Source organism: Streptomyces sp. ITFR-6 (assembly GCF_031844725.1).
Lineage (GTDB): Bacteria > Actinomycetota > Actinomycetes > Streptomycetales > Streptomycetaceae > Streptomyces.
Window position 1 is genome coordinate 7731542 of the sequence record NZ_CP134612.1, and the last position, 23766, is coordinate 7755307.

The 23766-nt window shown below is 72.3% G+C and carries 18 protein-coding genes; 6 read left to right on the top strand and 12 right to left on the bottom strand.

Annotation, left to right across the window (positions count from 1 at the left end; all coding sequences use genetic code 11):
- The first annotated feature begins 167 nt into the window (after nt 1–167).
- The gene (locus tag RLT59_RS35090) at nt 168–461 is read left to right on the top strand and encodes an amidohydrolase family protein (RefSeq protein ID WP_311307121.1); all 294 of its coding nucleotides are present in this window, start codon (nt 168–170) and stop codon (nt 459–461) included.
- Here RLT59_RS35090 and RLT59_RS35095 read toward each other — a convergent pair.
- Genes RLT59_RS35095 through RLT59_RS35105 form a run of 3 tightly spaced genes read right to left on the bottom strand, consistent with a single transcriptional unit; the run spans nt 431 to nt 3380 of the window.
- Entirely contained in the window at nt 431–988 is a 558-nt protein-coding gene (locus tag RLT59_RS35095) for a GNAT family N-acetyltransferase (RefSeq protein WP_311307122.1), read from the bottom strand. The genes RLT59_RS35090 and RLT59_RS35095 overlap by 31 nt on opposite strands.
- 13 nt (nt 989–1001) lie before the next feature.
- Nucleotides 1002–1574 carry a helix-turn-helix domain-containing protein gene (locus tag RLT59_RS35100; RefSeq protein WP_311307961.1) on the bottom strand — a complete coding sequence of 191 codons (573 nt, stop codon included), beginning with the start codon at nt 1572–1574 and terminating at the stop codon, nt 1002–1004.
- A 45-nt stretch (nt 1575–1619) separates the two neighbouring features.
- Nucleotides 1620–3380, bottom strand: a complete 1761-nt coding sequence (locus RLT59_RS35105; protein WP_311307123.1) for a cation:proton antiporter — start codon at nt 3378–3380, stop codon at nt 1620–1622.
- 255 nt (nt 3381–3635) lie between these two features.
- Here RLT59_RS35105 and RLT59_RS35110 point away from each other — a divergent pair, with 255 nt between their 5' ends.
- The gene (locus RLT59_RS35110; RefSeq protein WP_311307124.1) at nt 3636–3866 is read left to right on the top strand and encodes a DUF6011 domain-containing protein; all 231 of its coding nucleotides are present in this window, start codon (nt 3636–3638) and stop codon (nt 3864–3866) included.
- Nucleotides 3867–3901: 35 nt separating this feature from the next.
- On the opposite strand, the gene RLT59_RS35115 is transcribed toward RLT59_RS35110, so the two are convergent.
- On the bottom strand, nt 3902–4783 hold the full coding sequence (locus tag RLT59_RS35115) for an acyl-CoA thioesterase (RefSeq protein ID WP_311307125.1): 882 nt from the start codon (nt 4781–4783) through the stop codon (nt 3902–3904).
- Nucleotides 4784–4829: 46 nt separating this feature from the next.
- Nucleotides 4830–7343: a DEAD/DEAH box helicase gene (locus RLT59_RS35120; protein WP_311307126.1), complete on the bottom strand. Its 2514-nt coding sequence runs from the start codon at nt 7341–7343 to the stop codon at nt 4830–4832.
- A 182-nt stretch (nt 7344–7525) separates the two neighbouring features.
- Between RLT59_RS35120 and RLT59_RS35125 the strand changes: the two genes are divergently transcribed.
- Nucleotides 7526–8317, top strand: a complete 792-nt coding sequence (locus RLT59_RS35125) for a metal-dependent hydrolase (RefSeq protein ID WP_311307127.1) — start codon at nt 7526–7528, stop codon at nt 8315–8317.
- 9 nt (nt 8318–8326) lie between these two features.
- Here the strand turns inward: RLT59_RS35125 and RLT59_RS35130 are convergent, their stop codons facing one another.
- A complete protein-coding gene (locus tag RLT59_RS35130) occupies nt 8327–9319 on the bottom strand; it encodes an Lrp/AsnC family transcriptional regulator (protein WP_399127028.1) in 993 nt (330 codons plus the stop codon).
- A gap of 164 nt (nt 9320–9483) precedes the next feature.
- Here RLT59_RS35130 and RLT59_RS35135 point away from each other — a divergent pair, with 164 nt between their 5' ends.
- Nucleotides 9484–11073 carry an MFS transporter gene (locus RLT59_RS35135; protein WP_311307129.1) on the top strand — a complete coding sequence of 530 codons (1590 nt, stop codon included), beginning with the start codon at nt 9484–9486 and terminating at the stop codon, nt 11071–11073.
- A 105-nt stretch (nt 11074–11178) separates the two neighbouring features.
- A complete protein-coding gene (locus tag RLT59_RS35140; protein WP_311307130.1) occupies nt 11179–12051 on the top strand; it encodes a methylenetetrahydrofolate reductase in 873 nt (290 codons plus the stop codon).
- A gap of 12 nt (nt 12052–12063) precedes the next feature.
- Here RLT59_RS35140 and RLT59_RS35145 read toward each other — a convergent pair whose 3' ends face one another.
- From RLT59_RS35145 to RLT59_RS35160, 4 genes are read right to left on the bottom strand one after another with little or no spacing between them, the layout of a single operon-like run.
- Nucleotides 12064–13854: an ABC transporter ATP-binding protein gene (locus tag RLT59_RS35145; RefSeq protein ID WP_073736167.1), complete on the bottom strand. Its 1791-nt coding sequence runs from the start codon at nt 13852–13854 to the stop codon at nt 12064–12066.
- Nucleotides 13851–15599 (bottom strand): ABC transporter transmembrane domain-containing protein, encoded by a 1749-nt coding sequence (locus tag RLT59_RS35150; protein ID WP_073736166.1) that lies wholly within the window; start codon nt 15597–15599, stop codon nt 13851–13853. Before RLT59_RS35150 ends, RLT59_RS35145 begins: the two co-directional genes overlap by 4 nt.
- Nucleotides 15600–15652: 53 nt before the next feature.
- Nucleotides 15653–17434 carry an ABC transporter ATP-binding protein gene (locus RLT59_RS35155; protein WP_311307131.1) on the bottom strand — a complete coding sequence of 594 codons (1782 nt, stop codon included), beginning with the start codon at nt 17432–17434 and terminating at the stop codon, nt 15653–15655.
- Nucleotides 17431–19281: an ABC transporter transmembrane domain-containing protein gene (locus RLT59_RS35160; protein WP_311307132.1), complete on the bottom strand. Its 1851-nt coding sequence runs from the start codon at nt 19279–19281 to the stop codon at nt 17431–17433. Before RLT59_RS35160 ends, RLT59_RS35155 begins: the two co-directional genes overlap by 4 nt.
- Before the next feature lie 247 nt (nt 19282–19528).
- Between RLT59_RS35160 and RLT59_RS35165 the strand changes: the two genes are divergently transcribed.
- A complete protein-coding gene (locus RLT59_RS35165; protein ID WP_399126630.1) occupies nt 19529–20269 on the top strand; it encodes a L,D-transpeptidase family protein in 741 nt (246 codons plus the stop codon).
- Here RLT59_RS35165 and RLT59_RS35170 read toward each other — a convergent pair.
- Together RLT59_RS35170 and RLT59_RS35175 are read right to left on the bottom strand one after the other, a co-directional pair.
- Complete coding sequence (locus RLT59_RS35170; protein ID WP_311307133.1) at nt 20260–23199, bottom strand: FAD-binding and (Fe-S)-binding domain-containing protein; 2940 nt, start codon at nt 23197–23199, stop codon at nt 20260–20262. The two genes, RLT59_RS35165 and RLT59_RS35170, sit on opposite strands and share 10 nt — an antisense overlap.
- 43 nt (nt 23200–23242) lie before the next feature.
- Nucleotides 23243–23686 (bottom strand): MarR family winged helix-turn-helix transcriptional regulator, encoded by a 444-nt coding sequence (locus tag RLT59_RS35175; RefSeq protein WP_311307134.1) that lies wholly within the window; start codon nt 23684–23686, stop codon nt 23243–23245.
- Between the last annotated feature and the right edge of the window lie 80 nt (nt 23687–23766).

A 23766-nucleotide genomic window follows, 5' to 3' on the forward strand; every position in this document is an offset into this window, starting at 1 on the left:
GCGCGGCACGTTCCTCGTACCGACCCTCACCACCGCCCACACCGACCCGGACCCGAAGAAGGCGGCGCCCTGGGCGTACGCGAAGAAGAAGCACTGGCAGGAGGTCGCCCGCACGCACATCCCGCACGCACATCCCGCACGCCATCGAGCGCGGGGTGCGGGTCGCCATGGGAACCGACTGCGGCATCGCGGAACACGGCACCAACCTGCGCGAGCTGGGCCACCTCGTGGACTGCGGCATGACCCCGATGGGCGCGCTGCGCGCCGGCACGGCCGAGGCAGCGGAGCTCCTCGGCATCGCCCACGAGACCGGCACCCTGGAGCCCGGCAAGCGCGCCGACGTCGTCATAGCCCGCGGCAATCCGCTCGACGACATCCGCGCCCTCGGTGACCCCGCGAACGTCCTGGTGGTGATGAAGGACGGCGTTGTCTACAAGGACCCCGACGGGCTCGCCGGCTGAGCAGGCCCCGGGCCGACCTCCTTGTAGTAGTAGGTGGTCGGCCTGAGGGCCCCCGCCGGATCGGCGGCGTAACCGGGGACCGAGCCGCACGCCGTCCAGTCCGCGGAGCGGTAGAGCCGCTCGGCGGCGCTGTCGCTCTCGGTGTCCAGCACGAGCAGGGTGACGCCGTCCCCGGCCGCCGTCTCCTCGACCGCGTCCAGCAGCCGCCGGCCCAGCCCCCGGCCCTGCGCCGACGGACGCACCATCAGCTTGGTGACCTCCGCGCGATGGCGGGCGTTGGGCAGCGGCGCCCGGACCAGGCCGATGGTCCCGGCGACCCGCTCACCGTCCCGGGCGATCCAGACCTGGAGGCGCCCGGCGGACACCGATGCGGCCTGCTCCCGCCACCAGCAGGCCGACGCGTCCCGGTCCAGCGGTGCCAGGAATCCGACGGAGGCCCCGCCGTCCACGATCTCCACCAGGAGTGCGGCCAGCTCATCGGCGTACGTGACCAGTTCGGGTCCGGACACCTGGACGATCTCGGTCATACGACAGGTCCTTTCAGGGCAGAACGATCATCAGTGCGTAACGGACCCCGGCCGGGTCCGGACAGTGGAAACGCGAGGGCCCGCGGAGCCGGAAGCGCAGGCAGTCCCCGGTGCGGACGGTGTGCACGGTGCCGTCCACGGTGATCTCGACCGTCCCCTCCAGGACCCAGATGTGCTGTTCGAGGCCGGGGACGGGCGGATTCTCGTACGCGATCGAGGCGCCCGCGCCGAGCACCCCCTCGACGACCTCCGCGCGCAGCCCCGGGTGCGGGGGCGAGACGGAGCGGCGTACGAAGCCGGACTCCTCGTCGCGCCAGACCGGCTGGCGCGCGGCGGGCACCAGCTGCGGCGGCTCCGCCTCCACTTCGAGGAGCAGCCGCGACATGGTCCGCCCGTGGACCGTGCACAGCCGGCCGAGCAGGGCCGCGGTCGGGCTCAGTTCGCCGCGCTCCAGCCGTGAGAGCGTCGAGCGGCTCACCCCCGTGCGGTGCGCCAGCTCCTCCAGGGACCAGCCCGCCTCGGCGCGGAGTTCGGCCAGCCGTGCCGCCAGCCGGGCATCGACGCTGCCCGGCTCTGCGCTCTCCATTTCTCTCACATCGGAGATTGTATCTCTGATCCGGGAAGACCTGGTTCAGGGCCGCGACGGCGGGCTCAGCAGGACGAGGGTCTCGCCCCGTACCGGCGCGGCCGTGCCGGCACCGCTCATCGGGGTGAGCCGGCCGGCCGCGCTCACCACGAACAGCAGCTCGTGCCCGGCCGGGACCTCTCCGTCGAAGGGCCGGCTGACCACCCGCGCCCCGGACTCGTACCTGCGGGTCAGCTCGGGACCCGTGAGCCCCGGACCGAACAGCGACTCACCACCCGTGTACGGAGCCACCACCCCGTGATCCGCGGACGGCGGCCGGAGCCGGTGGACCGGGCCCTCGACGGACTCCCGGAGTGTCATCGACGCGAGCGCGTTGGAGTCGTCCTCGCCGGTCAGCAGCAGCACGTCGCTGATCCCCTCAAGTTCCGCTCCGGCACCGGTGGCCGAGGTGAGCAGCTCACCGGGGGCCAGCTTCAGCCCCGCCTCCTCGATCCGCGCCCGCTCGGCGGCCGCGCCCGCCCACATCAGTACGTCAGGACCTGCGGAGCGCAGCGCGCACGCCAGGTCGACCGTCCACGGGTCGCCGCCCACCAGCAGCGGCCTGGACCTCGCCGGGCGCAGCACCCGCAGCCTCCGGGCCACCGGGAACGCCGTCAGCCCGTAGAGCGTGACGGTGGCGACGATCACCACGAAGGTGGCCGGGAGGATGCGTTCCGCGCCGTCGATGCCCTTGTCGGCCAGGGTCGCGGAGAACGTGGAGGCGGTGGCCGCCGCGACGATGCCCCGGGGGGGCATCCAGCCGATGAACCACCTTTCCCCGCGCGGCACATCGGTTCCGAGCGTCGCGAGGTGGGCCACCAGGGGCCTGGTCACCAGGACGAGCAGCGCGACCAGCGCCAGCGACGGCAGCACCACTTGCCGCAGGGAGGCGGGAGTGACCGTCGCCGAGATGGAGATGAAGAGCAGACCGATGGTGAGCGAGACCAGTGTGTCGAAGAAGGGCCGCCGCACCGGGACGTCCGGGCCCGGCAGGTGGGCGACGGCCATCCCCATGACGACGGCGGAGATCAGCCCCGTGTCGTCGCGCAGCGCGTCGCACGCCGCCGCCACGCCGATCACCGCGGCGAACTGCACCGACGTGCCCAGCTCCTCGCTCAGCCGCACCCGGCTCAGCAGCAGCCACAGCAGACCCGCCCCGACCGCGCCACCGGCCACGCCCACCGCCGCGCTGGCCGCGAACTGCCCCAGCTGACGGCCGAACCCGGGCCGGTCGCCCGCGAGGACCCCGTGGAAGACCAGCGCCCCCAGGATCCCGCCGACCGGATCGATCAGGGACCCCTCCCAGATCAGCACGCGCTGCAACCGCTCGCTGGGCCGGACGAAGTTGAGCAGCGGCCCGACGACCGTCGGACCGGAGACGACCAGGATCGACGCGAGCATCACGGACCCGGACATCGACATGTCGAGTACCGGCACGGCGAACAGCGCGGCCGACACCACGGTGAGCACCGTCCCGATCCAGAGGAGCCGGACCACGACACGGCGGTTGTGGCCCTTGAGCCTGCTGATGTCCAGCCCCAGCCCGGCGTCGTAAAGGATCACCGCCACGGCCAGCGACACCAGCGGGGAGAAGGCGGTGCCCAGCAGCCGTTCCGGATCGATGTCGTCCGTCAGCGCGCCGGCGGTGAAACCCACCGGCAGCAGGACGAGCAGCGCCGGCACCCGCAGCCGGCCGGCCAGCAACTGCGAGCCGACCGCCAGCACCACAATCAGTCCCAGGCCGAGGAACACCTGATCGTCCGTCATGACCGCGCCTCCTGCGGTGAGGCCGGGGCGGCGCTTCCGCCCCGTGGATCACCGCGCGCGACCACCCTCCGTGGCGGCGAACGACAGAGGGGGAAGGGCTCGCGCCGGGAGGCGGCCGAGTCCCGCGCTGTCCGCCGGACGGGCTAACGGAGCGCGGACCGGTGCCGCCGGGGCGGACGCCGGCCGCCCGCGGGCTCCTCCGGGTGCGGGGGCGGGAAGTCGCGGAGCGGTCCGGGGGCTTGAGAGGATCGACGGGTGGAGTCTCCCGAACCCTTCCCCGGATCAGGTACCGAACCGCTGCCCGAGGCCGGCCGGGCGGCGGTCCGCCGCACCGTGCGCTGCCGGCTGTGCGGACGCCCGCTCACCGGCACGGCCTCGCGCCTCAGCGGACTCGGCCCCGCCTGCGACGCCAAACTGCACCCGGCGCCGCCGGACATCCGCACCCGCCGGCATGAGGTCGAACAGGACCCGCTGCCCGGCACCTGAGCCCGCGCCGGGCGGGCCCGGCACGGGCTCGGCCGTCAGGAGGGCTGCTCGCCCAGCCGCCGGAACAGTCCCTCCTGCACCACGGACACCAGCAGATTTCCCTCGCGGTCGTAGATCCGGCCACGCGCCAGACCCCGCCCGCCTGTCGCCACGGGTGACTCCTGGTCGTACAGGAACCACTCGTCGGCCCGGAACGGACGGTGGAACCACATCGCGTGGTCCAGGGACGCCATATCGAAGCCGCGCGGCCCCCACAGCGGCTCCACCGGGATCCGTACCGCGTCCAGCAGCGTCATGTCGCTCGCGTACGTCAGCGCACAGGTGTGCACGAGTGGGTCGTCACCGAGCGGGCCGACCGCACGCATCCAGACCGCGCTGCGCGGGTCGGCGTCCGTGATCTCCTCCCGTGTCCAGCGCAGCCGGTCGACGTAACGGATGTCGAACGGCTGGCGCCGCGCCATCCGCTCCAGCGCCTCGGGAAGCGCGCCGAGGTGATCACGCACCTCGTCCGCGACCGTCGGCAGCTCCTCCGGATCCGGGACCACGCGCGCCGGGGGCAGCTGGTGCGCGATGCCCGCCTCCTCCGGACGGTGGAAGGACGCCGTCAGATCGAAGATGGTGCGCCCCTGCTGCACCGCCGTCACCCGGCGGGTGGTGAAGGACCGGCCGTCCCTGACCCGCTCGACCTGGTAGACGATCGGCACTCCCGGACGGCCGGGCCGCAGGAAGTAGGCGTGCAGCGAGTGGACCGGCCGGTCCCCGTCGGTGGTGCGGCCGGCCGCCACCAGGGCCTGCCCGGCGACCTGTCCGCCGAAGACCCGCTGGAGGGACTCGTGCGGGCTGCGGCCGCGGAAGATGTTGACCTCGATCCGCTCCAGGTCGAGCAGGTCGACCAGGCGCTCTGCGGGGTTCGTCATGCTGTTCGTCTCCACTCTCGCGACGCCGCCCGCGGTACGGGCGGGCTCACAACTGGCCCACGGAGGTGACCCGGAGCACCGCCCGGCCCTCCTCGTCGGACGCGGCGAGATCGACCTCGGCGCTGATGCCCCAGTCGTGGTCGCCGCTCGGGTCCGCGAACGTCTGCCGGACCCGCCACAGACCGTGCTCGGCGTCCTCGTCGATCTTCAGCAGCTTCGGGCCGCGGGCGTCGGGGCCGGTGCCCAGCTCCTCGTGCTCGTCCCAGTACGCGTCCATCGCCTGGCCCCACGCGTCCTCGTCCCAGCCCGCCTCGCCGTCCAGCTCACCGAGATCGCGGACCCGGTCCAGGGCGGCCAGCTCGACCCGGCGGAACATCGCGTTGCGCACCAGTACCCGGAAGGCGCGGGCGTTCGCCGTGACCGGCTTGACCTCGTCGGCCCGCTCCTGCGCCTGCTCGGCCGTCTCCACCTCGGGATTGGCGAGCTGCTCCCACTCGTCGAGCAGACTGGAGTCCACCTGACGCACCATCTCACCGAGCCAGGCGATCAGGTCCTCCAGGTCCTCGGACTTGATGTCGTCCGGGATGGTGTGCTCCAGCGCCTTGTACGCGCCCGCGAGATACCGCAGCACGATGCCCTCGGTGCGGGCCAGCTCGTAGTTCGAGGTGAACTCCGTGAACGTCATGGCGCGTTCGTACATGTCACGGACCACCGTCTTGGGCGACACCGGGTGGTCACCGACCCACGGGTGGCTCTGCCGGTAGACGTCGTACGCGTGCCACAGCAGCTCGCTCAGCGGCTTCGGGTACGTGACCTCCTGGAGGAGCTCCATCCGCTCCTCGTACTCGATGCCATCGGCCTTCATCTGGCCGATCGCCTCGCCGCGCGCCTTGTTCTGCTGGGCGGCGAGGATCTGACGCGGGTCGTCGAGCGTCGACTCGACCACAGAGACCATGTCCAGCGCGTACGAGGGGGAGTCGGCGTCCAGCAGCTCGAACGCGGCGAGCGCGAACGTCGACAGCGGCTGGTTCAGCGCGAAGTTCTGCTGGAGATCGACGGTGAGCCGCACGATGCGGCCCTCCGCGTCGGGGGTTTCGAGCCGCTCCACCACGCCGCCGTCCAGCAGCGAGCGGTAGATGGCGATCGCCTGGCGGATGTGGCGCAGCTGCGCCTTGCGCGGCTCGTGGTTGTCCTCCAGCAGGTGCCGCATCGCCTCGAAGGCGTTGCCGGGACGTGCGATGACGGACAGCAGCATGGTGTGCGTGACCCGGAAACGGGAGGTCAGCGGCTCCGGGTCGGACTGGATCAGCTTGTCGAACGTCGTCTCCGACCAGGCCACGAAGCCCTCGGGGGCCTTCTTGCGGACGACCTTGCGCTTCTTCTTCGGGTCGTCGCCGGCCTTCTTGACCAGCTTCTCGTTCTCGACGACGTGCTCTGGGGCCTGCGCGACGACGAAGCCCGCCGTGTCGAAGCCCGCCCGGCCGGCCCGGCCGGCGATCTGGTGGAACTCACGGGCGCGCAGCGTACGCACCCGGGTGCCGTCGTACTTGGTGAGCGCGGTGAACAGCACCGTGCGGATGGGGACGTTGACGCCGACCCCCAGCGTGTCCGTACCGCAGATGACCTTGAGCAGACCCGCCTGCGCGAGCTTCTCCACGAGCCGGCGGTACTTCGGCAGCATGCCCGCGTGGTGCACCCCGATGCCGTGCCGCACATAACGGGAGAGGTTCTGGCCGAACTTGGTGGTGAAGCGGAAGTTGCCGATGAGGTCGGCGATCTTCTCCTTCTCCTCCTTGGTGCACATGTTGATGCTCATCAGCGACTGCGCCCGCTCGACGGCCGAGGCCTGGGTGAAGTGCACGATGTAGACCGGCGACTGCCGGGTGTCCAGCAGCTCGGTGATGGTCTCGGTGATCGGCGTCAGCCGGTACTCGTAACTGAGCGGGACCGGACGCGTCGCGGACCGCACCACGGAGGTGGGCCGGCCGGTGCGGCGGGTCAGGTCCTCCTCGAACATCCTGACGTCACCGAGGGTGGCGGACATCAGGACGAACTGGGCCTGCGGCAGCTCCAGGATCGGGATCTGCCAGGCCCAGCCGCGGTCCTGCTCCGCGTAGAAGTGGAACTCGTCCATCACGACCTGGCCGATGTCCGCGTACTTCCCGTCACGCAGGGCGATGGCGGCCAGCACCTCGGCCGTGCAGCAGATCACCGGGGCGTCGGCGTTGACCGAGGCGTCGCCGGTGAGCATGCCGACGTTCTCGGTGCCGAACAGCTTGCACAGGTCGAAGAACTTCTCCGAGACCAGCGCCTTGATCGGCGCGGTGTAGAAGGTGACCTTGTCCTGCGCCAGGGCCGCGAAGTGCGCACCGGCCGCGACCAGGCTCTTGCCGGAGCCGGTGGGGGTGGACAGGATCACGTTGGCCCCGGAGACCACCTCGATCAGCGCCTCCTCCTGAGCCGGATAGAGGGTGATGCCCTGCGTCTCGGTCCATGACGAGAATGCCTCGAAGAGGGCGTCGGGGTCGTCGGTCGGGGGCAGCTGATCGATTAGGGTCACGCCCCCATCTTGCCTGCCTTCCGCCCGGATGAGGGAACCGGACGACGGCACGAAGATCACGGACGATACGCTTCCCCCTCAACTCGACGACAGCGCAACGGCGGTGGTCCGCGCCCGGACAGGGCGACATCCGTTCACGCGTTGTCCGTCACTGGTCAATACCTACGGGGGCGGCAACAGACATGATGGGACCGGCACACTCTCTGTCAGGGGCGGCGGCCTGGCTGGGGGTGGGTGCGGCTGCGGCAGCCGCGGGACACACGATGCCGTGGCCCGTCCTGGTCGTCGGCGCGCTGATCACGGCCGGTGCCGCGCTGGCACCGGACCTGGATCACAAGTCCGCGACCATCTCACGCGCCTTCGGACCGATCTCCCGGGGCCTCTGCGAGATCGTCGACACGCTGTCGCACGCCGTCTACAAGGCGACGAAGATGCGGGGCGACTCGAACCGCAACGGCGGTCACCGGACCCTCACCCACACCTGGCTGTGGGCGGTCCTGATAGGTGCCGGCGCCTCCGCCGCCGCCATCACCGGCGGCCGCTGGGCGGTGCTGGCGATCCTCTTCATCCACCTGGTGCTCGCCGTCGAAGGCCTGCTGTGGCGGGCCGCCCGGGTATCCAGCGACGTCCTGGTGTGGCTGCTCGGCGCCACCAGCGCGTGGATTCTCGCCGGCGTCCTGGACAAGCCGGGCAACGGCTCCGACTGGCTCTTCAGCGCCCCCGGCCAGGAGTACCTCTGGCTCGGGCTGCCGATCGTGCTGGGCGCTCTCGTCCACGACATCGGGGACGCGCTGACCGTCTCCGGCTGCCCGATCCTCTGGCCGATCCCGGTGGGCCGCAAGCGCTGGTACCCGATCGGCCCGCCGAAGGCCATGCGGTTCCGGGCCGGCAGCTGGGTGGAACTGAAGGTGCTGATGCCGGTGTTCATGGTGCTCGGGGGCGTGGGCGCCGCGGCCGCGATGAACGTCATCTGAGGCCTGGCTCTAGACCTGTACGGGATGCACCAGGCGGCCGTGGGAGATCAGTGAGGCGGCCTGCTTGAGGCGGCGGACCCGGATGCTGACCCCGTAGGCGTCGATGCCCGGCACCGCCGCCAGGCGGGTGGTCAGATAGCGGTAGAAGTCCTGGGCGTCCCGGCAGGTGACGATGGCCATCACGTTGTGGTCGCCGCTGATGGCGCCGGCGAACGCGACCTCCTCGTGCCCGGCGATCTCCTGCCCGGTCCGCTCCAGACGGGCCGGGGCGACGCGCAGCCACAGTGTCGCGTTGAGGCGGTAGCCGAGGCGCTCGGGCAGCAGATCGATGTCGTACGAGAGCGCGCCGGACGACTCCAGGGACTCCAGGCGGCGCGCGACGCGGCCCTTGGACCAGCCGGTGATCTCGGCCAGCCGCGTGTGCGAGGTACGGCCGTCCTCCGCGAGAGCGGCCAGCAGCGGGGCGTCCTCGGCGTCCGGAGGCGGCGGAGGGCCGGCCGGAGCGGGGGAGGGGCCACCGGTCAGCCGCTGCTCCTGCTCGGGCGTGAGGTGTCCGCCGTAGCCGGTCCACCCGGGCGCGCCGGGGGCGTCGAAGGGGTGGATGAGCAGATCGATGCGCAGGTCGAGCACGGCGGCGGACCTGGGCAGCTGCTGGAGCAGCATGTCCTCGCGCTGGGCGTCCAGCGGTGAGCGGATGACGCAGATGATCTCCGAACCGCCCGAGGCGATGCTCGCGTAGGCGATGTCGGGACGCCGGGTGAGGGCGTCGGCCAGCGGACCGACCCGGTCCGGGCGGCAGCGGATGCGCGCGACCCACTGCGCCTCCCCGTGCACGGCGGGGTCGACCAGGCCCACCACCCGCATCACACCGCTGCGGCGCAGGGCGTGGTAGCGGCGGGCCGCGGTCTGCTCCGACACCCCGTTCACCTCACCGATGAGCCGGAACGGGGCCCTCGGCGCGCACTGGAGCGTACGGAGGATCTGCGTGTCCACTGCGTTCATCACGGTGGAAGTGTGCCACGGAATGCCGCGCCTATGGAGGTTTCGGCCCGATCCGGGCAGCTGCTTCGTTGATTTCGGCCGATGTCACCGATGCTGGCGACCGGGGCGGACGAGCCCCCGCTGAACATCAACCGCGGCGCCGAGCGCCGCCGAGGAGCGCATCCGTGAACGTCACACCCCCGGCGAGCGGGCCGGCCGAACGGCGGGCGGCCACGCTCGCCATGGCCTGCCTGGGCGTATTCGTGGCCTACTTGCCGGTGACCACCGTCTCCGTGAGCCTGCCCGCCATCCAGGCGGCACTGGGCGCCTCGACGGCCCAGCTGGCGTGGGTCCAGGACGCGTTCGTCCTGCCCATGGCCGCGTTCATCCTGACCGCCGGAGTGTTCGGAGAGGTCCACGGGCGCAAGAAGGTGTTCCAGGCGGGGCTGGCGTCCTCCGCCATCGGGGCCGCCGTCGCCCTGACCGCCCCGTCGATCGAGCTGCTGTGGGCCGGGCAGGCCCTCGCCGGACTCGGTGCGGCCGCGCTGCTGCCCACCACGCTGGCCCTGATCAGCCACGCGGTTCCCGACCACCGGGAGCGCGGCAAGTTCATCGGCCTCTGGGCCACCTCGCTCCTGCTGGCGCTGGCCGTCGGACCGCTGATCGCCGGAGCCGTCCTGGAACACGCCGCCTGGCGGTGGATCTACCTCCTGGTCATCCCCGTCTCGCTCATCGCGATGGCGGTCGCCGCGCGGCTGCTGACCGACTCACGTGCCCCGCACGGGCGGCGGCTGGACTGGCCGGGCCAGATCACGGCCGCCTCCGCGATCACCGCGCTGGTGTACGGCGTGATCGAGGGCGGCGCCGGATCGTTCACCGACACCCGGGTCCTGGTGGCGCTGCTCGTCGCGGTGGTCGGTGCCGTCGCCTTCGTCCTGGCCGAGCGGCGCAGCGACAGCCCGATGCTGGACCTGGCGCTGTTCCGCAGCGCCGCGTTCACCGCGACCACCCTCGTCGCGATGATCACCTTCCTGGCGCTGATCGGCTTCTTCTTCCTCCTGAGCCTTTACTTCGGCCTGGTGCAGCAGCTCGACACCCTCCAGGCGGGCTGGCGGCTCCTCATGGTCACCGGCGCCGCCATCGTCGCCGGCGCCCCCGTCGGCCGGCTGATGCACCGGGTGCCCGCCCGCGTCCTGATCACCGCCGGACTGCTCGTCGTCACCGGCTCCCTGCTCTCGCTGACCACCGTCGACGCGGACACCTCGTTCGCCTCCATCGCCTGGCGGCTGGCGCTGCTGGGCCTGGGAATGGGCGGCGTCCTGACGCCCATGACCGCCACCGCCGTCGCCTCCGTGCCCGTCCACCTGGCGGGCATGGCCGCAGCAGGCAACAACGCCTTCCGGCAGGTCGGAGGGGCACTCGGCCCCGCCGTCCTGGGCGCCCTCCTCACCGCCCGCGCCCTCGACACCTTCCCGGCGCACCTCGCGGACGCCGGGATCACCGGAGCCGCCGGGCAGGGCATCACCGAGACCGCCGGCTCGGGCGGACTCGGCGCGGTCGCCGGAATGCACCTGGGCGCCGCCACGGGCCCGGCCCTGGGCGCCGTGGGCGACGCCTTCCTCGACGGCCTCCGCCTCTGCCTGATCGTCGCCGCCTCCTTCACCCTGCTCGCCGCCCTGGTCTCCGCGGTACTCCTGCGCCGCCCGCGCCGGGCCTCCACCGTCGCGGCCTCCTCCAGCGGCGCGCCCGCCGCCGCGCGGGCCCACGTGGGCTGACGGACAGGCGCCCGCGACTGACACACCACCGGGGGGCTCCCGGCGGTGTGTCAGCCGCTACGGGCAGAATTGGGGCAAGGGAGAACCGCACGAACGAGGAGCACGATGGATTCCCTCTCCACGGCCACCGCCCCGGCCGTCGCCCCGCTGCTCGACGACTTCTCCCTGGAGATGACCGGCAAGGACATCCCCGGGCTCGAAGCGGCCCGCGACCTCATCCCGGCCGGCACCCGGATCAACATCACCTTCCTCGGCACGGAGGACCTGGACACCAGGCTGGCCGCGGCCCGTACCGTCCGGCGGCTCGGCTGCACCCCGGTTCCCCACATATCGGCCCGCCGGCTGCGCTCCCGGCCGGAACTGGAAGAGCTCCTCGCCGCCCTCCGCTCCGACGGCACGGGGGACAACGTCCTGGTCATCGGCGGCGACCCGGCCGAACCCCACGGCCCGTACGACGACTCCCTCGCGCTCATCAGGTCCGGGCTGCTCCAGTCGTACGGCGTACGGCACGTCGGCATCGGCGGATACCCGGAGGGGCACCCGGCCATCGAGGGCCCGGCGCTCTGGTCCGCGATCGAGGACAAGACCACCGCCCTCGCCGGTCAGGGCCTGTCCGGCGACGTCATCACCCAGTTCGGCTTCGACGCCGACCCGGTCCTCGCCTGGGTCGAGGCGGTACGGAAACGGGGCATCGACGCACCCGTGCGCGTCGGGATCCCGGGCCCCGCCGGAATCAAGCGGCTGATGACGTACGCCACGCGCTTCGGCGTCGGCACGAGCACGTCCATCGCGAAGAAGTACGGATTCTCGCTCACCAACCTGATGGGCACGGCCGGCCCCGACCGCTTCATCCGTGCCCTGGCCGAGGGGTACGACGCCCGCCGCCACGGCGTCCTCAAGCTGCACTTCTACACCTTCGGCGGGATCGGGGCCACGTCGCGGTGGGTCACCGAATTCCGGGCCGGCGCGGGCGGCTGACCACCGTCCGTTTCAGGACGAGGGCGGCCGCCCGCCGTGCCACGAACGCCAGAGCGCGGCGTACGCGCCGCCGGCCGCGACGAGATCGTCGTGGGTGCCGAGCTCGGTGATCCGGCCGTCCTCCATCACCGCCACCCGGTCCGCGTCGTGGGCCGACTGCAGCCGGTGCGCGATGGCCACGACCGTCCGGCCCTCCAGCACGGCGGCCAGCGCGCGCTCCGTGTGCCGGGCCGTCCTCGGGTCCAGCAGCGCGGTGGCCTCGTCGAGGATCAGTGTGTGCGGGTCGGCCAGTACCACCCGCGCCAGGGCGAGCTGCTGCGCCCTGGCCCCGTCCGGCCGGTGCCCGCCGTGGCCCAGATCGGTGTCCAGGCCGTCCGGCAGCTCCTCGGCCCACTCGGCGCCGACGGCGGCGAGCGCCGCGCGCAGCTCCGCGTCGGTGGCGTCGGCCGCGGCGATCCGCAGGTTCTCCCGGACCGTGCCCAGGAACACGTGGTGCTCCTGGGTGACCAGGACGACGTGCCGGCGCAGCCGGCCGGGGTCCAGACCGGCCACCGGGACCCGGCCCACCGTCACCGAGCCGGTGTGCGGTGCGTCCATGCCCGCCAGGAGTCTGCCCAGGGTGGTCTTGCCCGCGCCGGAGGGGCCGACGATCACCAGTCGCTCGCCGGGCCTGACCGTCAGGTCGACCCCGTGCAGGACGTCGTCCCCGTCGTCGTAGGCGTAGCGCGCCCCGGCCACCTCGATCACGTCGTGGACCGGCGCGGGAGAGGCAGCCGGTGCGGGAGGGACGGCCGACAGGGCCTGTGCCGCCGTGCCGATCCCCTCCACCCGCGCGAACGAGGCGCCGCTGCTCTGGAGCTGCTCCATCTGCTGGAGGATGACGTCCAGGGGCTGGGACAGCTGACGCAGGTACAGCGCGGAGGCGACGACCGCGCCGAGGCTCATCGCCCCGTGGTCGTGCAGTACGCCGCCGATCAGCAGGACACCGGCCACCGGGATGACGTAGGAGATGTCCACTGCAGGGAAGAGCACACTGCGCAGGAACAGCGTCCGGGTCCGGGTGCGCCGGCACTTCTCGGTGCTCTCCCGGCATTCCGCGATCCGGCGCCGCTGAAGCCCCAGGGCCTCGACGGTGCGGGCGCCCGCGGCGGTGGCGGCGAGCTGCTCCGCGAGCTCCGAGTTGGCGGCTCCCTCCGCCAGGTACGCGGTGAGCGCCCGGCGCAGGTACCAGCGGGCGGCGAACCGGATGCCGAGCAGGCCCAGCACCCCGCAGGCGCCGAGCAGCGGATCGAGGACGAAGACCGCGCCGAGGATGAACAGCGCCTGGACCCCCGCGACGAGGACCTCAGGACCGGAGTTCCGGAGGGTGGCGCCGACCGCGGCGACATCCGTGGTGCCGCGAGTCATCAGGTCTCCGGTGCCGGCCCGCTCGACGGCCGTGGCGGGCAGTGCGAGCGCCCGTTCGGCGAACTGTTCCCGGATACGGGCCAGGGTCCGTTCACCGAAGCGGTGCGCGACGAGCCCGGCGTAGCGGACCAGCAGCAGCTGCGCCACGGCGAAGACGAGGATGGTCAGCGCGAGGCGGTCCACCTCGGCCACCCCGCCGCCCGCCCGGACCTCGTCGATGATGCGCCCGAGCAGCCACGGGCCGACGAGCCCGGCAGCCGCGGCGAGGGCGTTGAGCGCGGTCATGGCGGCGAAGGCGCGGCCGTCCAGCCGGATCAGCCGGAGCGCGGCCAGGCGGACCAGGCGTGGTCCGGCGACGGGCAGGGCCCGGTCCGCCGTCCCGGAGCCGGCCGTCATCGCCCGGCCTCCCGGGACGCCGGGACGGTTGTGCCGGGGGCGTCGTCGTCCGCGCCGCGGGACACCAGCCCGCGGTATCCGGGCTGCCCGTCCAGGAGCTCGCGATGGCTTCCGACCGCCGCGACGGAGCCGTCGACCAGGTAGTACACGGTGTCCGCCCGGTCCAGCAGGAGCGGCGACGTGCTGGTGACGACCGTGGTGCGGCCGGACCGCGCGGTGTGCAGCCGCGCCGCGACGGCCGCCTCGGTGTGGGCGTCGACCGCAGAGGTGGGCTCGACCGCCAGGAGCACCTCGGGATCGGCCAGCAGGGCCCGGACCAGCCGGACGCGCTGGCGCTGTCCCCCGGAGAGGTTGCGGCCCTGTGCGTCGACCGGCGAGTCGAGCCCGTCCGGCAGACCGCGCACGATGTCCTGCGCCATGGCCGCGCGGACGCTGCGGCCGATGGCCTCCTCGTCCCGGTCCCGCGCGCCGCAGATCACCTCGCGCAGCGGTCCGGCGAACAGATCGGCCTCGTTGTCCGCCACCAGGATCCGGCGGCGGACCCGCGTCAGGTCGATCTCGTCGAGGCGGATCCCGCCCCAGGTCGCGGCCGACTCCGCGAACCGGCCGAGACGGTCGACCACCGCCGCCGAGTCCGAAGGGCGGGCGCTGACGAGCGCGGTCAACCTGCCCGGCTCCACCTCGACGCCGGATTCCGGATCACGCAGCGCGGACGGCTCGGAGGGCCCGTCCGAGGTGGCCTCCGTGCCCGGGGAAGCGGGCTCCAGAGCCAGGAACCGGATGATCCTGCGGGCGGCGACCAGCCCCCGGCTGAGGGAGTAGCCGCCCTCGATGAAGAACGAGACGGGCACCACCAGCACCGCCGTGTACCCGTACACCGCGACCAGCTCGCCCACGGTGAGGGTCCCCTGAGCGGCCATCCGGGCCGCCAGCCAGGTCACGACGCCGAGGAACAGGGTCGGCAGCCCGACACCGAGGGCCTGGATCCAGCTGGTCACCGTACCGACCCGGTACCCCTCCGCCGTCAGCTCCCGCGAACCCCGCCGGTAACGCTCGCCGTACACCTCCTTGCCGCCGATCCCGTTGAGGACGCGCAGGCCCCCGACGATGTCCTCGAAACGGGCGGCGAGCGTGCCCTCCTGCTCCCGGTACGCCGCCTCGACGCCCTGCAGCCGCCACAGCAGCGGGCCGGCCAGCACCGCGAGCAGCGGCACGCCGAGCAGCACCACCACCGCGAGCAGCGGCGAGACGGTCAGCAGGAGCACGGCCACCACGACATAGGCGAGGACCGCGCCGACCCCGGGGCCGGTGATGGTCAGCGTCGCGGCCATCACGGCGACATCGCGGAACCCGATCGTGACGACCTCCCCGCCCGTGACCCGGCGCGGCAGCTCCGCACCCAGCACGGTCGCCTGCCTGACCACGACCGCCACGGACCGGAACGCGGCGTCCATGCGCACCCTGGTCATCGTGCGGTGCCGCATGATCGCCAGCCACGCGTTGAGCACCCCGACACCCAGCAACGCAGCGACCCAGCCCGCCAGCGCGGACCACCGCCCCGGTTCGAGCCCGTCGTCGATGGCGCGCGACAGGAGGTACGGCGGCAGCGTCAGACAGACCATCCAGGCACTGCCGAGCAGCGCACCGGCGGCGATCCGGTGGCGCTGGCTGGTGACCAGCCACCACAGGTAGCGCAGTGCGCTGCGACAGTCGGGCGTTCCCGGATCCGCATAGGAATCTGTCATGTACCGACATTAACGATCCCCGGATGGCCGGTGGATCCGGGGGACCTCCCAGCTCAGCCGTGCCAGGACCGCCACAGCGCCGCGTAGGCGCCGTCCGCCGCCACCAGCTCGTCATGGCTGCCCAGCTCGCTGATCCGGCCCTCCTCGACGACCGCGATCACATCCGCGTCGTGCGCCGTGTGCAGCCGGTGCGCGATGGCCACGACCGTACGGCCGTCCAGCACCCGGGCCAGCGAGCGCTCCAGATGACGGGCCGCGCGCGGGTCCAGCAGCGACGTCGCCTCGTCCAGCACCAGCGTGTGCGGATCGGCCAGCACCAGTCGGGCCAGCGCGATCTGCTGCGCCTGTGCGGGAGTGAGCACCAGACCGCCCGAGCCGACCTCACGGTCCAGCCCCTCGTCCAGGGCCCTGGCCCAGCCGTCCGCGTCCACCGCGGCCAGCGACGCCCACAGCTCCGCGTCCTTCGCACCGGCACGGGCCAGCAACAGGTTGTCCCGCAGGGTCCCCACGAACACATGGTGCTCCTGGTTCACCAGTGCGACATGCGTACGCACGTGCTCCGCGGTCATCCGCGACAACTGCGCACCGCCCAGCGAGACCTCACCCGTGCGCGGCGCGTAGATACCGGCCAGCAGCCGCCCCAGCGTCGACTTGCCCGCACCGGACGGGCCGACGAGCGCCAGCCGGGTGCCCGGAGCGACGTCCAGCGACACCTTGTGCAGGACGTCGAGCCCGGCCCGGTAACCGAAGCGCACCTCGTCGGCGCGCACGTCCCGGCCGTCCGGGGCCACCGACGCGTCGCCCGCGTCCGGCTCGATCTCGCGGACCCCCACCAGGCGCGCCAGTGACACCTGGGCGACCTGCAACTCGTCGTACCAGCGCAGGATCAGGCCGATCGGGTCGACCATCATCTGGGCGAGCAGGGCGCCCGTCGTCAGCTGCCCCACCGTGAGCCAGCCCTCGATCACGAACCAGCCCCCGAGCATCAGGACCGCGCCCAGGATCGTCACATACGTGACGTTGATGACGGGAAAGAGCACGGACCGCAGGAACAATGTGTACCGTTCCCATGCCGTCCACTCCCGGACCCGCTGGTCCGACAGCGCGACCCGGCGCGCACCCAGCCGGTGCGCCTCCACGGTCCGCCCGGCGTCCACCGTCTCCGCGAGCATGGCCGCGACCGCCGCGTAACCGGCGGCCTCCGAGCGGTACGCGGACGGCGCCCGGCGGAAGTACCAGCGGCAGCCGATGATCAGCACCGGCAGCGCGACGAGCACCGAGAGCGCCAGCGGGGGAGCGGTGACCGCGAGCGCGGCCAGCAGCAGACCCGCCCACACCACACCGATGGCCAGCTGCGGTACCGCCTCGCGCATGGCGTTGGCGAGCCGGTCGATGTCCGTGGTGATCCGCGAGAGCAGATCACCCGTCCCGGCCCGCTCCAGCACGCCCGGCGGCAGCCGGACGGAGCGCACGAGGAAGTCCTCGCGCAGATCGGCCAGCATCTCCTCACCGAGCATCGCGCTGCGCAGCCGCATCATCCGGGTGACCACGGTCTGGATGACCAGCGCGATGGCGAACACCGCGGCGGTGCGCTCCAGATGGAGGTCGGTGACCCCGTCGGACAGGTCCTCTACGAGCCCGCCCAGCAGGTAGGGCCCGGCGATCGAGGCGACCACCGCGACCGTGTTGAGCAGCGTCACCACGATGAACAGCCGCCGGTGGCGCCGCATCAGCTCCCCGACGTGACTCCGTACGGTCGCGGGGGTGCCGACCGGCAGGGTGGTGGCCGACTCGGGCGCGGCCGGGTCGTAGGCCGGTGGTGCGAGGCCGGTCATGCCCTCTCCTCGATTTCCTCGTGGGTGCCGATCGTGTGGACCTCTCCGTCCCCGCCCGGCTGGGCGGGGATCTCGTCGTCGGTCTCGCGGGTGACGACGGCCCGGTACCGCGGTTCGCCGAGCAGCAGTTCACGGTGGGTGCCGACGGCCACCACCGTGCCCCGGTGGACCAGCGCCACCCGGTCCGCCAGGTCGAGCAGCAGCGGCGAAGAGGCGAAGGCCACCGTCGTACGGTCCTTGCGCAGCGCCTTGATACCCGCGGCGACCCGCGCCTCCGTGTGCGAGTCGACCGCCGAGGTCGGCTCGTCGAGCACCAGCGCCTCCGGGTCGGTCACCAACGAACGGGCCAGGGCGAGCCGTTGGCGCTGGCCGCCGGAGAGCGACCGGCCGCGTTCGGTGATCCGGGTGTTCATCGGATCGCCGTCGGAGTCGACGGACGCGTGCGCCAGGGCGCTCAGCACGTCGTCGCACTGGGCGGCCGACAGCGCGTCCCCGGCGGTCACCCGGCCGGACGAGGGCACGTCCAGCAGCTCGCACAGGGTGCCGGAGAGCAGCACCGGGTCCTTGTCCTGGACCAGGACGGCGCTCCGGGCCGCGTCCAGTTCCAGTTCGTCCAGAGGGACTCCGCCGAGCAGCACGGACGGCACCTCGTGGTCCGCCGTCCCGCCCTCGACGGCACCGCCCTTCGCCACCTCCGGCTGGGCGTGGCCACCGAGCCGGTCCGCGAGCCGCCCCGCCTCGTCCGGGTCGCCGCAGACCACCGCGGTGAACAGGCCCTCGGGCGCCAGCAGTCCGGTGACCGGGTCGTGCAGGTCCCCGGCCGGTGCGGTGTCGAGCGTCGAGGGACGGGCGACCCGGCTCAGCGACAGCACCCGGACCGCGCGCTGTGCGGACGGCCGCGAGAAGGAGTACGCCATGGCGATCTCCTCGAAGTGGCGCAGCGGGAACAGCAGCAGCGTCGCCGCGCTGTACACGGTCACCAGCTGACCGACCTCGATCTTCCCGTCCCGGGCCAGGGCGGCACCGTATGTGACCAGCGCGATCAGCAGAACGCCCGGCAGCAGGACCTGGACCGCGGAGATCAGCGACCACATCCGCGCACTGCGGACGGCGGCCCTGCGTACCTCCTGCGAGGCCTGCCGGTAGCGGCCGAGGAACAGCTCCTCGCCGCCGATACCGCGCAGCACCCGCAGCCCGGCCACGGTGTCGGAGGCCAGTTCGGTGGCCTTCCCCGCCTTCTCGCGCTGGAAGTCGGCGCGCCGGGTGGCGCGGGGGAGGAGCGGCAGCACGCCCAGCGCGAGCACCGGCATGGCCAGCACCACGAGCACGCCCAGCGAAGGCAGATACAGCACGAGGCCGACGCAGATGATGACCAGGGCGGCAGCGGCCGCCACGAACCGCGAAAGCGCCTCGACGAACCAGCCGATCTTCTCCACATCACCTGTGGACACCGCTACGACCTCGCCCGCGGCGACCCGGCGGGTCAGCGCGGAGCCGAGCTCCGCGGTCTTGCGGGCCAGCAGTTGCTGGATCCGGGCGGCCGCGGTGATCCAGTTGGTGACGGCGGTCCGGTGCAGCATGGTGTCGCCCACCGCGATCAGCGCGCCGAGCACCGCGATCAGCCCTCCGGCCAGTGCGAGCCGCCCGCCGGACCGGTCGACGACCGCCTGCACGGCGAACCCGACGCCGAGCGGCAGCCCCGCGATGGAGCACTGGTGGAGCAGGCCCCAGGACATGGCCTTGAGCTGTCCGCGGATCTGGTTGCGGCCGAGCCAGATCAGAAAGCGAGGACCCGACCGGACATCGGGATCGCCGGGATTCGGGTACGGAAGATCGCGAATGTGCATGACGTCCCGAAGATCGGAAGGAGCCGAGGTCCGCGAGGACCTCCAGAATCACGTGGGCAGAAGCGTGTGGGGGGACCAAACCATCCAATCCTCGCGTCCGGCCATGGGCGCGGCAAACCCTTTTACGCACGGGGGACCGCGCGCACCGATGCCGGTCGGGGGTGCCGGGGGTAAAGATTCGGCACGCATTCGCCGTGGCCCGCACGGGCGGGCGGGGCCGGACGCCGCCGGATGCGACCATGGACGGATGCATATAGCCGGTGCGGTACGAGTGGTGGTCTCGGCGGCCGCCTGCGGAGTCCTGCTCACGACCCTGACGTCATGCGGCGGGGACCAGGACGCGAAGAAGGGCGGCGCGCCGTCCGCCGATGCCCGGAAGCCGAAGGACAAGGCGCAGACCACCGACCTGAAGCGCATTCCGGACGTCGGCGACCGTTGGCAGTCGAAGATCCCGGGCAACTCCCGTCAGGTCGTCACCGTGTACGGCGAGGGCAAGAACTCCGCGGACTCCACGGTCGTGCTCTACACCAAGTCAGGCTCCACCTGGGACAAGGCCGCCGACTGGAAGGCCCACAACGGGAAGAAGGGCTGGGCCGACAACCACCACGAGGACGACAAGCGCAGCCCGGTCGGTGTCTTCACCCTCACCGACGCGGCCGGCGTACTGCCCGACCCGGGTGCCCGGCTCCCGTACACGCAGTCGGCGTCCATCCAGGCCCCGCGCTACTGGGCCAAGTCCCACTGGCACGACTTCGACTACGTCATCGCCATCGACTACAACCGCGTCAAGGGCACCCCGCCCAACGACCCGACGCGGCCCCAGGGGCAGACCAAGGGCGGCAGCATCTGGCTGCACATGGACCACGGCAGCGGCACCTCGGCCTGTGTGAGCCTGCCGAAGGCGGCCATGGAGAAGCTGCTGCGCACCCTCGACCCCAAGCAGCACCCGGTCATCGTCATGGGCGACCGCGCGGCCCTTCAGGCCTGACCGGGACCGGGCCGGGTCGCCCGCTCCAGCTCCATCAGCACCGAGTAGTACGAATGGCCCGTCGCCCGGTCCATGCCGATCTCGCACATCCGGTTGGCCGAGAGATACGTGTCGTACTCCCGGGTGTTCACCTCCGCGGCCTCCTTCGCGGTCGCGGAGGCCGTCAACTCCTCGTGCAGCATGCCTCGGTCGCCCGCGAATCCGCAGCACGCGGCGTCGTCCGGGACGACGACCTCCCGGGCGCAGGCCTCCGCGACCGCGCGCAGGTGCGCCACATCACCCAGATGCTCCATCGAGCACGTCGGGTGCAGGACCGCGGAGCCGGTCCGGCGCAGCATCGTCAGCTCCGGCAGAAGCTCGTCGGCGGCCCAGACCAGTGAGTCGACGACGGTCAGCTCGCGGTGCAACGCCCGGTTGTCCTCGGTCAGATGAGGCACCACCTCATGGGCGATGCCCAGCGTGCAGGAGGAGGCGTCGACGACGAGCGGCAGCTTCCCGCCCGCGGTCCAGCCCCAGGCGGCCTCCACGATCCGGTTGGCCATCACGGCGTTCGCCGTGTCGTACCCCTTGGAGTGCCAGATCGTCGCGCAGCAGGTTCCGGCGACATCCTCGGGGATCCAGACCGGCTTTCCGGCCCGCGCGGAGACGGCCACCACGGCCTGCGGCAGCGACGGGTGGTGCTGTCCCTCCGGGCCGCCGAAGATGCGGTTGACGCAGGCCGGGTAGTAGACGGCGCTCGCTCCCGCCCTCGATGTGGGCGGCAGCTTGCGGGCGGCGGCGCCGGGGATCTCCGGCAGCCACGCGGGCATCAGATCGGGGCGCACCGCCCGGCGGGCGAGACCGGTGACGCCTTCGAGGAGCCGGTCGTCGATCCGGCTGGCCGCGGCGACCGCGAGCCGGGCCGCCGCCTCCACCGCGCGGAAGTTCTTCGCCGTGAGCGCGGCGGTCCGCTCCTCGCGCGGGGAGTGCCGCTGGTGGCGGAAGCCCTTCATCATGGCGCCCGTGTCGATCCCGACCGGACAGGCGAGCTTGCAGGTGGAGTCGCCCGCGCAGGTGTCGACGGCGTCGTAGCCGTAGGAGTCGAGGAGCCCGGTCTCCACCGGGGAGCCGTCCGGCTGCCGCATCATCTCCCGGCGCAGCACGATGCGCTGGCGCGGTGAGGTGGTCAGGTCGTGGCTGGGGCAGGTCGGTTCGCAGAATCCGCACTCGATGCAGGGGTCGGCCACCGGCTCGACGCGCGGGATGGTCTTCAGTCCGCGCAGATGGGCCTTCGGATCGCGGTCCAGGACGATCCGGGGCGCCAGCACACCGTCGGGGTCGATGAGCTGCTTGGTCCGCCACATCAGTTCGGTCGCCCTCGGCCCCCACTCCAGCTCCAGGAAGGGCGCGATATTGCGGCCGGTGGCGTGTTCCGCCTTGAGCGATCCGTCGAACCGCTCCACGGTCAGCCGGCAGAAGTCCGCCATGAACGCGGCGTACCGGTCCACGTCGGACGGCTTCGCCGCGTCGAAGGCGAGCAGGAAGTGCAGGTTGCCGTGGGCCGCGTGACCCGCGACGGCGGCGTCGAAACCGTGCTCGGCCTGGAGCGCCAGCAACGCCTCGCACGCGTCGGCCAGCCGGGAGGGCGGTACGGCGAAGTCCTCCGTGATCAGCGTCGTACCGGACGGGCGGGAGCCGCCCACCGCGGTGACGAAGGCCTTGCGGGCCTTCCAGTAGCCGGAGATGGTCTTCGCGTCCCGGGTGAACTCATTGGTGACAGAGGTGACGGGCCGGACCAGCTCCAGCCGGCGCACCACACCGGCCGCCGCCCGCTCGTACGCCTCCTGGCCCGCGTCGTCCGGCGCGCGGAACTCCACCAGCAGCGCCGCGGTCTCCTTCGGCAGCCCGGCCCAGTCGGCGGGCACACCCTGGACGCTGACGGAGGCCCGCAAGGTGTTCCCGTCCATCAGCTCGACGGCGATGGCGCCCGCTTCGTTGAACAGCGGTACGGCGGCCGCCGCCGCGGTCAGGGACGGGAAGAAGAGCAGCGCGGTGGAGACGCGGCGGTCCAGTGGCAGTGTGTCGAAGACGACCTCCGAGATGAAGCCGAAGGTCCCCTCTGAGCCGACCATGAGCCCGCGCAGGATCTCCACGGGCGTCGTGCCGTCCAGGAAGGCGTCGAGCCGGTAGCCGTTGGTGTTCTTGATCTCGTACTTGGCCCGGATCCGGGCGGTGAGCTCCGTATCCGCCTCGATCTCGGCCTTCAGCGCGAGGAGCCCCGCGCAGAGCTGCGGTTCCGCGTGCGCCAGGTCCTCGTCGGCCGAGGGATCGCCGGTGTCCACCACCGTGCCGCCGGGCAGCACGAAGGTGAGCGAGGACACGGTCCGGTACGAATTGCGGCTGGTGCCCGCCGTCATCCCGGAGGCGTTGTTGGCGACGACCCCGCCGATCGTGCAGGCGATCGCGCTCGCCGGGTCGGGGCCGAGCAGCCGGCCGTGCCGGGCGAGGGTCGCGTTGGCCCGCATGACCGTCGTCCCCGGCCGGATGCGGGCCCGCGCCCCGCCGTCCAGGACCTCGATGCCCGCCCAGTGGTGCCGTACGTCGACGAGGATGTCCTCGCCCTGTGCCTGGCCGTTGAGGCTGGTGCCCGCGGCCCGGAAGACGACATTGCGGCCCTTGCCGTGCGCGTACGACAGGATCGCCGAGACGTCGTCGATGTCCTCCGGGACGAGCACGACCTGGGGCACGAACCGGTAGGGGCTGGCATCGGAGGCGTACCGCACCAGGTCGGAGATTTTCCACAGCACTTTCCGGGGCCCCAGCAGGGCGGTCAGCTCGCTCCGCATCGGCTCGGGTGTGCCCGGTGCCTGCTCTTCGGGCACCCGGTCGTGGGCGGGGCTGCGCATCGCCCCGGGGCTCAGGGCTTCCGGCTTCGGCTCCAGCAGCGGCATTCGAGGTCCCCTCGGCGGCTCGGTGGGGTGCTTCGCCCCCGTGTCAGCAGCGGCGCTCCGGCATTCCGTCGACCAGAGCGGTCAGCAGGCCGCCGAGCACGTCACGCTGATCGGCGGTCAATGGAGCCAGGATCTCCTCCGCGGCCGCCCGGCGCCCGTTGCGCAGCGAGCGGAGGGTGGCGATTCCCTCGTCGGTGATCTCGATCCGGACCACCCGGCGGCTGTCCGGATCGGAGACCCGGCGCACCCGGCCGCTGGCCTCCAGGCCGTCCACCAGGGTGGTGACGGCGCGCGGGACCACATCGAGGCGCTGCGCGAGATCCGCCATCCGTGGCGCACCGTCGTACTGGGCGACGGTGCGCAGCAGCCGGAACTGCGCGGGAGTGATGCCGGCCGGCTCCAGCTGACGGCTCTGAATGCGCTGGAGCCTGCGGGTCAGCCGCAGCAGCTGTTCGGCGAGCAGGCCATCGGGGTCGGGGGAATCCATAGGGGGAACAATATCAGGACCTGGTTCATTGTGAGTAGAGGTAACAATGAGCTATGCTCCTATCTGCTGAACTGTCGCAC

What these genes read in the sequence shown, in the direction of transcription:
- RLT59_RS35095 (WP_311307122.1), bottom strand. Translation starts at nt 988, where the DNA reads ATGACCGAGATCGTCCAGGTGTCCGGACCCGAACTGGTCACGTACGCC.
- RLT59_RS35140 (WP_311307130.1), top strand. Translation starts at nt 11,179, where the DNA reads ATGGATTCCCTCTCCACGGCCACCGCCCCGGCCGTCGCCCCGCTGCTC.
- RLT59_RS35160 (WP_311307132.1), bottom strand. Translation starts at nt 19,281, where the DNA reads ATGCACATTCGCGATCTTCCGTACCCGAATCCCGGCGATCCCGATGTC.
- RLT59_RS35105 (WP_311307123.1), bottom strand. Translation starts at nt 3,380, where the DNA reads ATGACGGACGATCAGGTGTTCCTCGGCCTGGGACTGATTGTGGTGCTG.
- RLT59_RS35115 (WP_311307125.1), bottom strand. Translation starts at nt 4,783, where the DNA reads ATGACGAACCCCGCAGAGCGCCTGGTCGACCTGCTCGACCTGGAGCGG.
- RLT59_RS35150 (WP_073736166.1), bottom strand. Translation starts at nt 15,599, where the DNA reads ATGACAGATTCCTATGCGGATCCGGGAACGCCCGACTGTCGCAGCGCA.
- RLT59_RS35130 (WP_399127028.1), bottom strand. Translation starts at nt 9,319, where the DNA reads ATGAACGCAGTGGACACGCAGATCCTCCGTACGCTCCAGTGCGCGCCG.
- RLT59_RS35145 (WP_073736167.1), bottom strand. Translation starts at nt 13,854, where the DNA reads ATGACGGCCGGCTCCGGGACGGCGGACCGGGCCCTGCCCGTCGCCGGA.
- RLT59_RS35125 (WP_311307127.1), top strand. Translation starts at nt 7,526, where the DNA reads ATGATGGGACCGGCACACTCTCTGTCAGGGGCGGCGGCCTGGCTGGGG.
- RLT59_RS35090 (WP_311307121.1), top strand. Translation starts at nt 168, where the DNA reads ATGGGAACCGACTGCGGCATCGCGGAACACGGCACCAACCTGCGCGAG.
- RLT59_RS35170 (WP_311307133.1), bottom strand. Translation starts at nt 23,199, where the DNA reads ATGCCGCTGCTGGAGCCGAAGCCGGAAGCCCTGAGCCCCGGGGCGATG.
- RLT59_RS35175 (WP_311307134.1), bottom strand. Translation starts at nt 23,686, where the DNA reads ATGGATTCCCCCGACCCCGATGGCCTGCTCGCCGAACAGCTGCTGCGG.
- RLT59_RS35100 (WP_311307961.1), bottom strand. Translation starts at nt 1,574, where the DNA reads ATGGAGAGCGCAGAGCCGGGCAGCGTCGATGCCCGGCTGGCGGCACGG.
- RLT59_RS35155 (WP_311307131.1), bottom strand. Translation starts at nt 17,434, where the DNA reads ATGACCGGCCTCGCACCACCGGCCTACGACCCGGCCGCGCCCGAGTCG.
- RLT59_RS35165 (WP_399126630.1), top strand. Translation starts at nt 19,529, where the DNA reads ATGCATATAGCCGGTGCGGTACGAGTGGTGGTCTCGGCGGCCGCCTGC.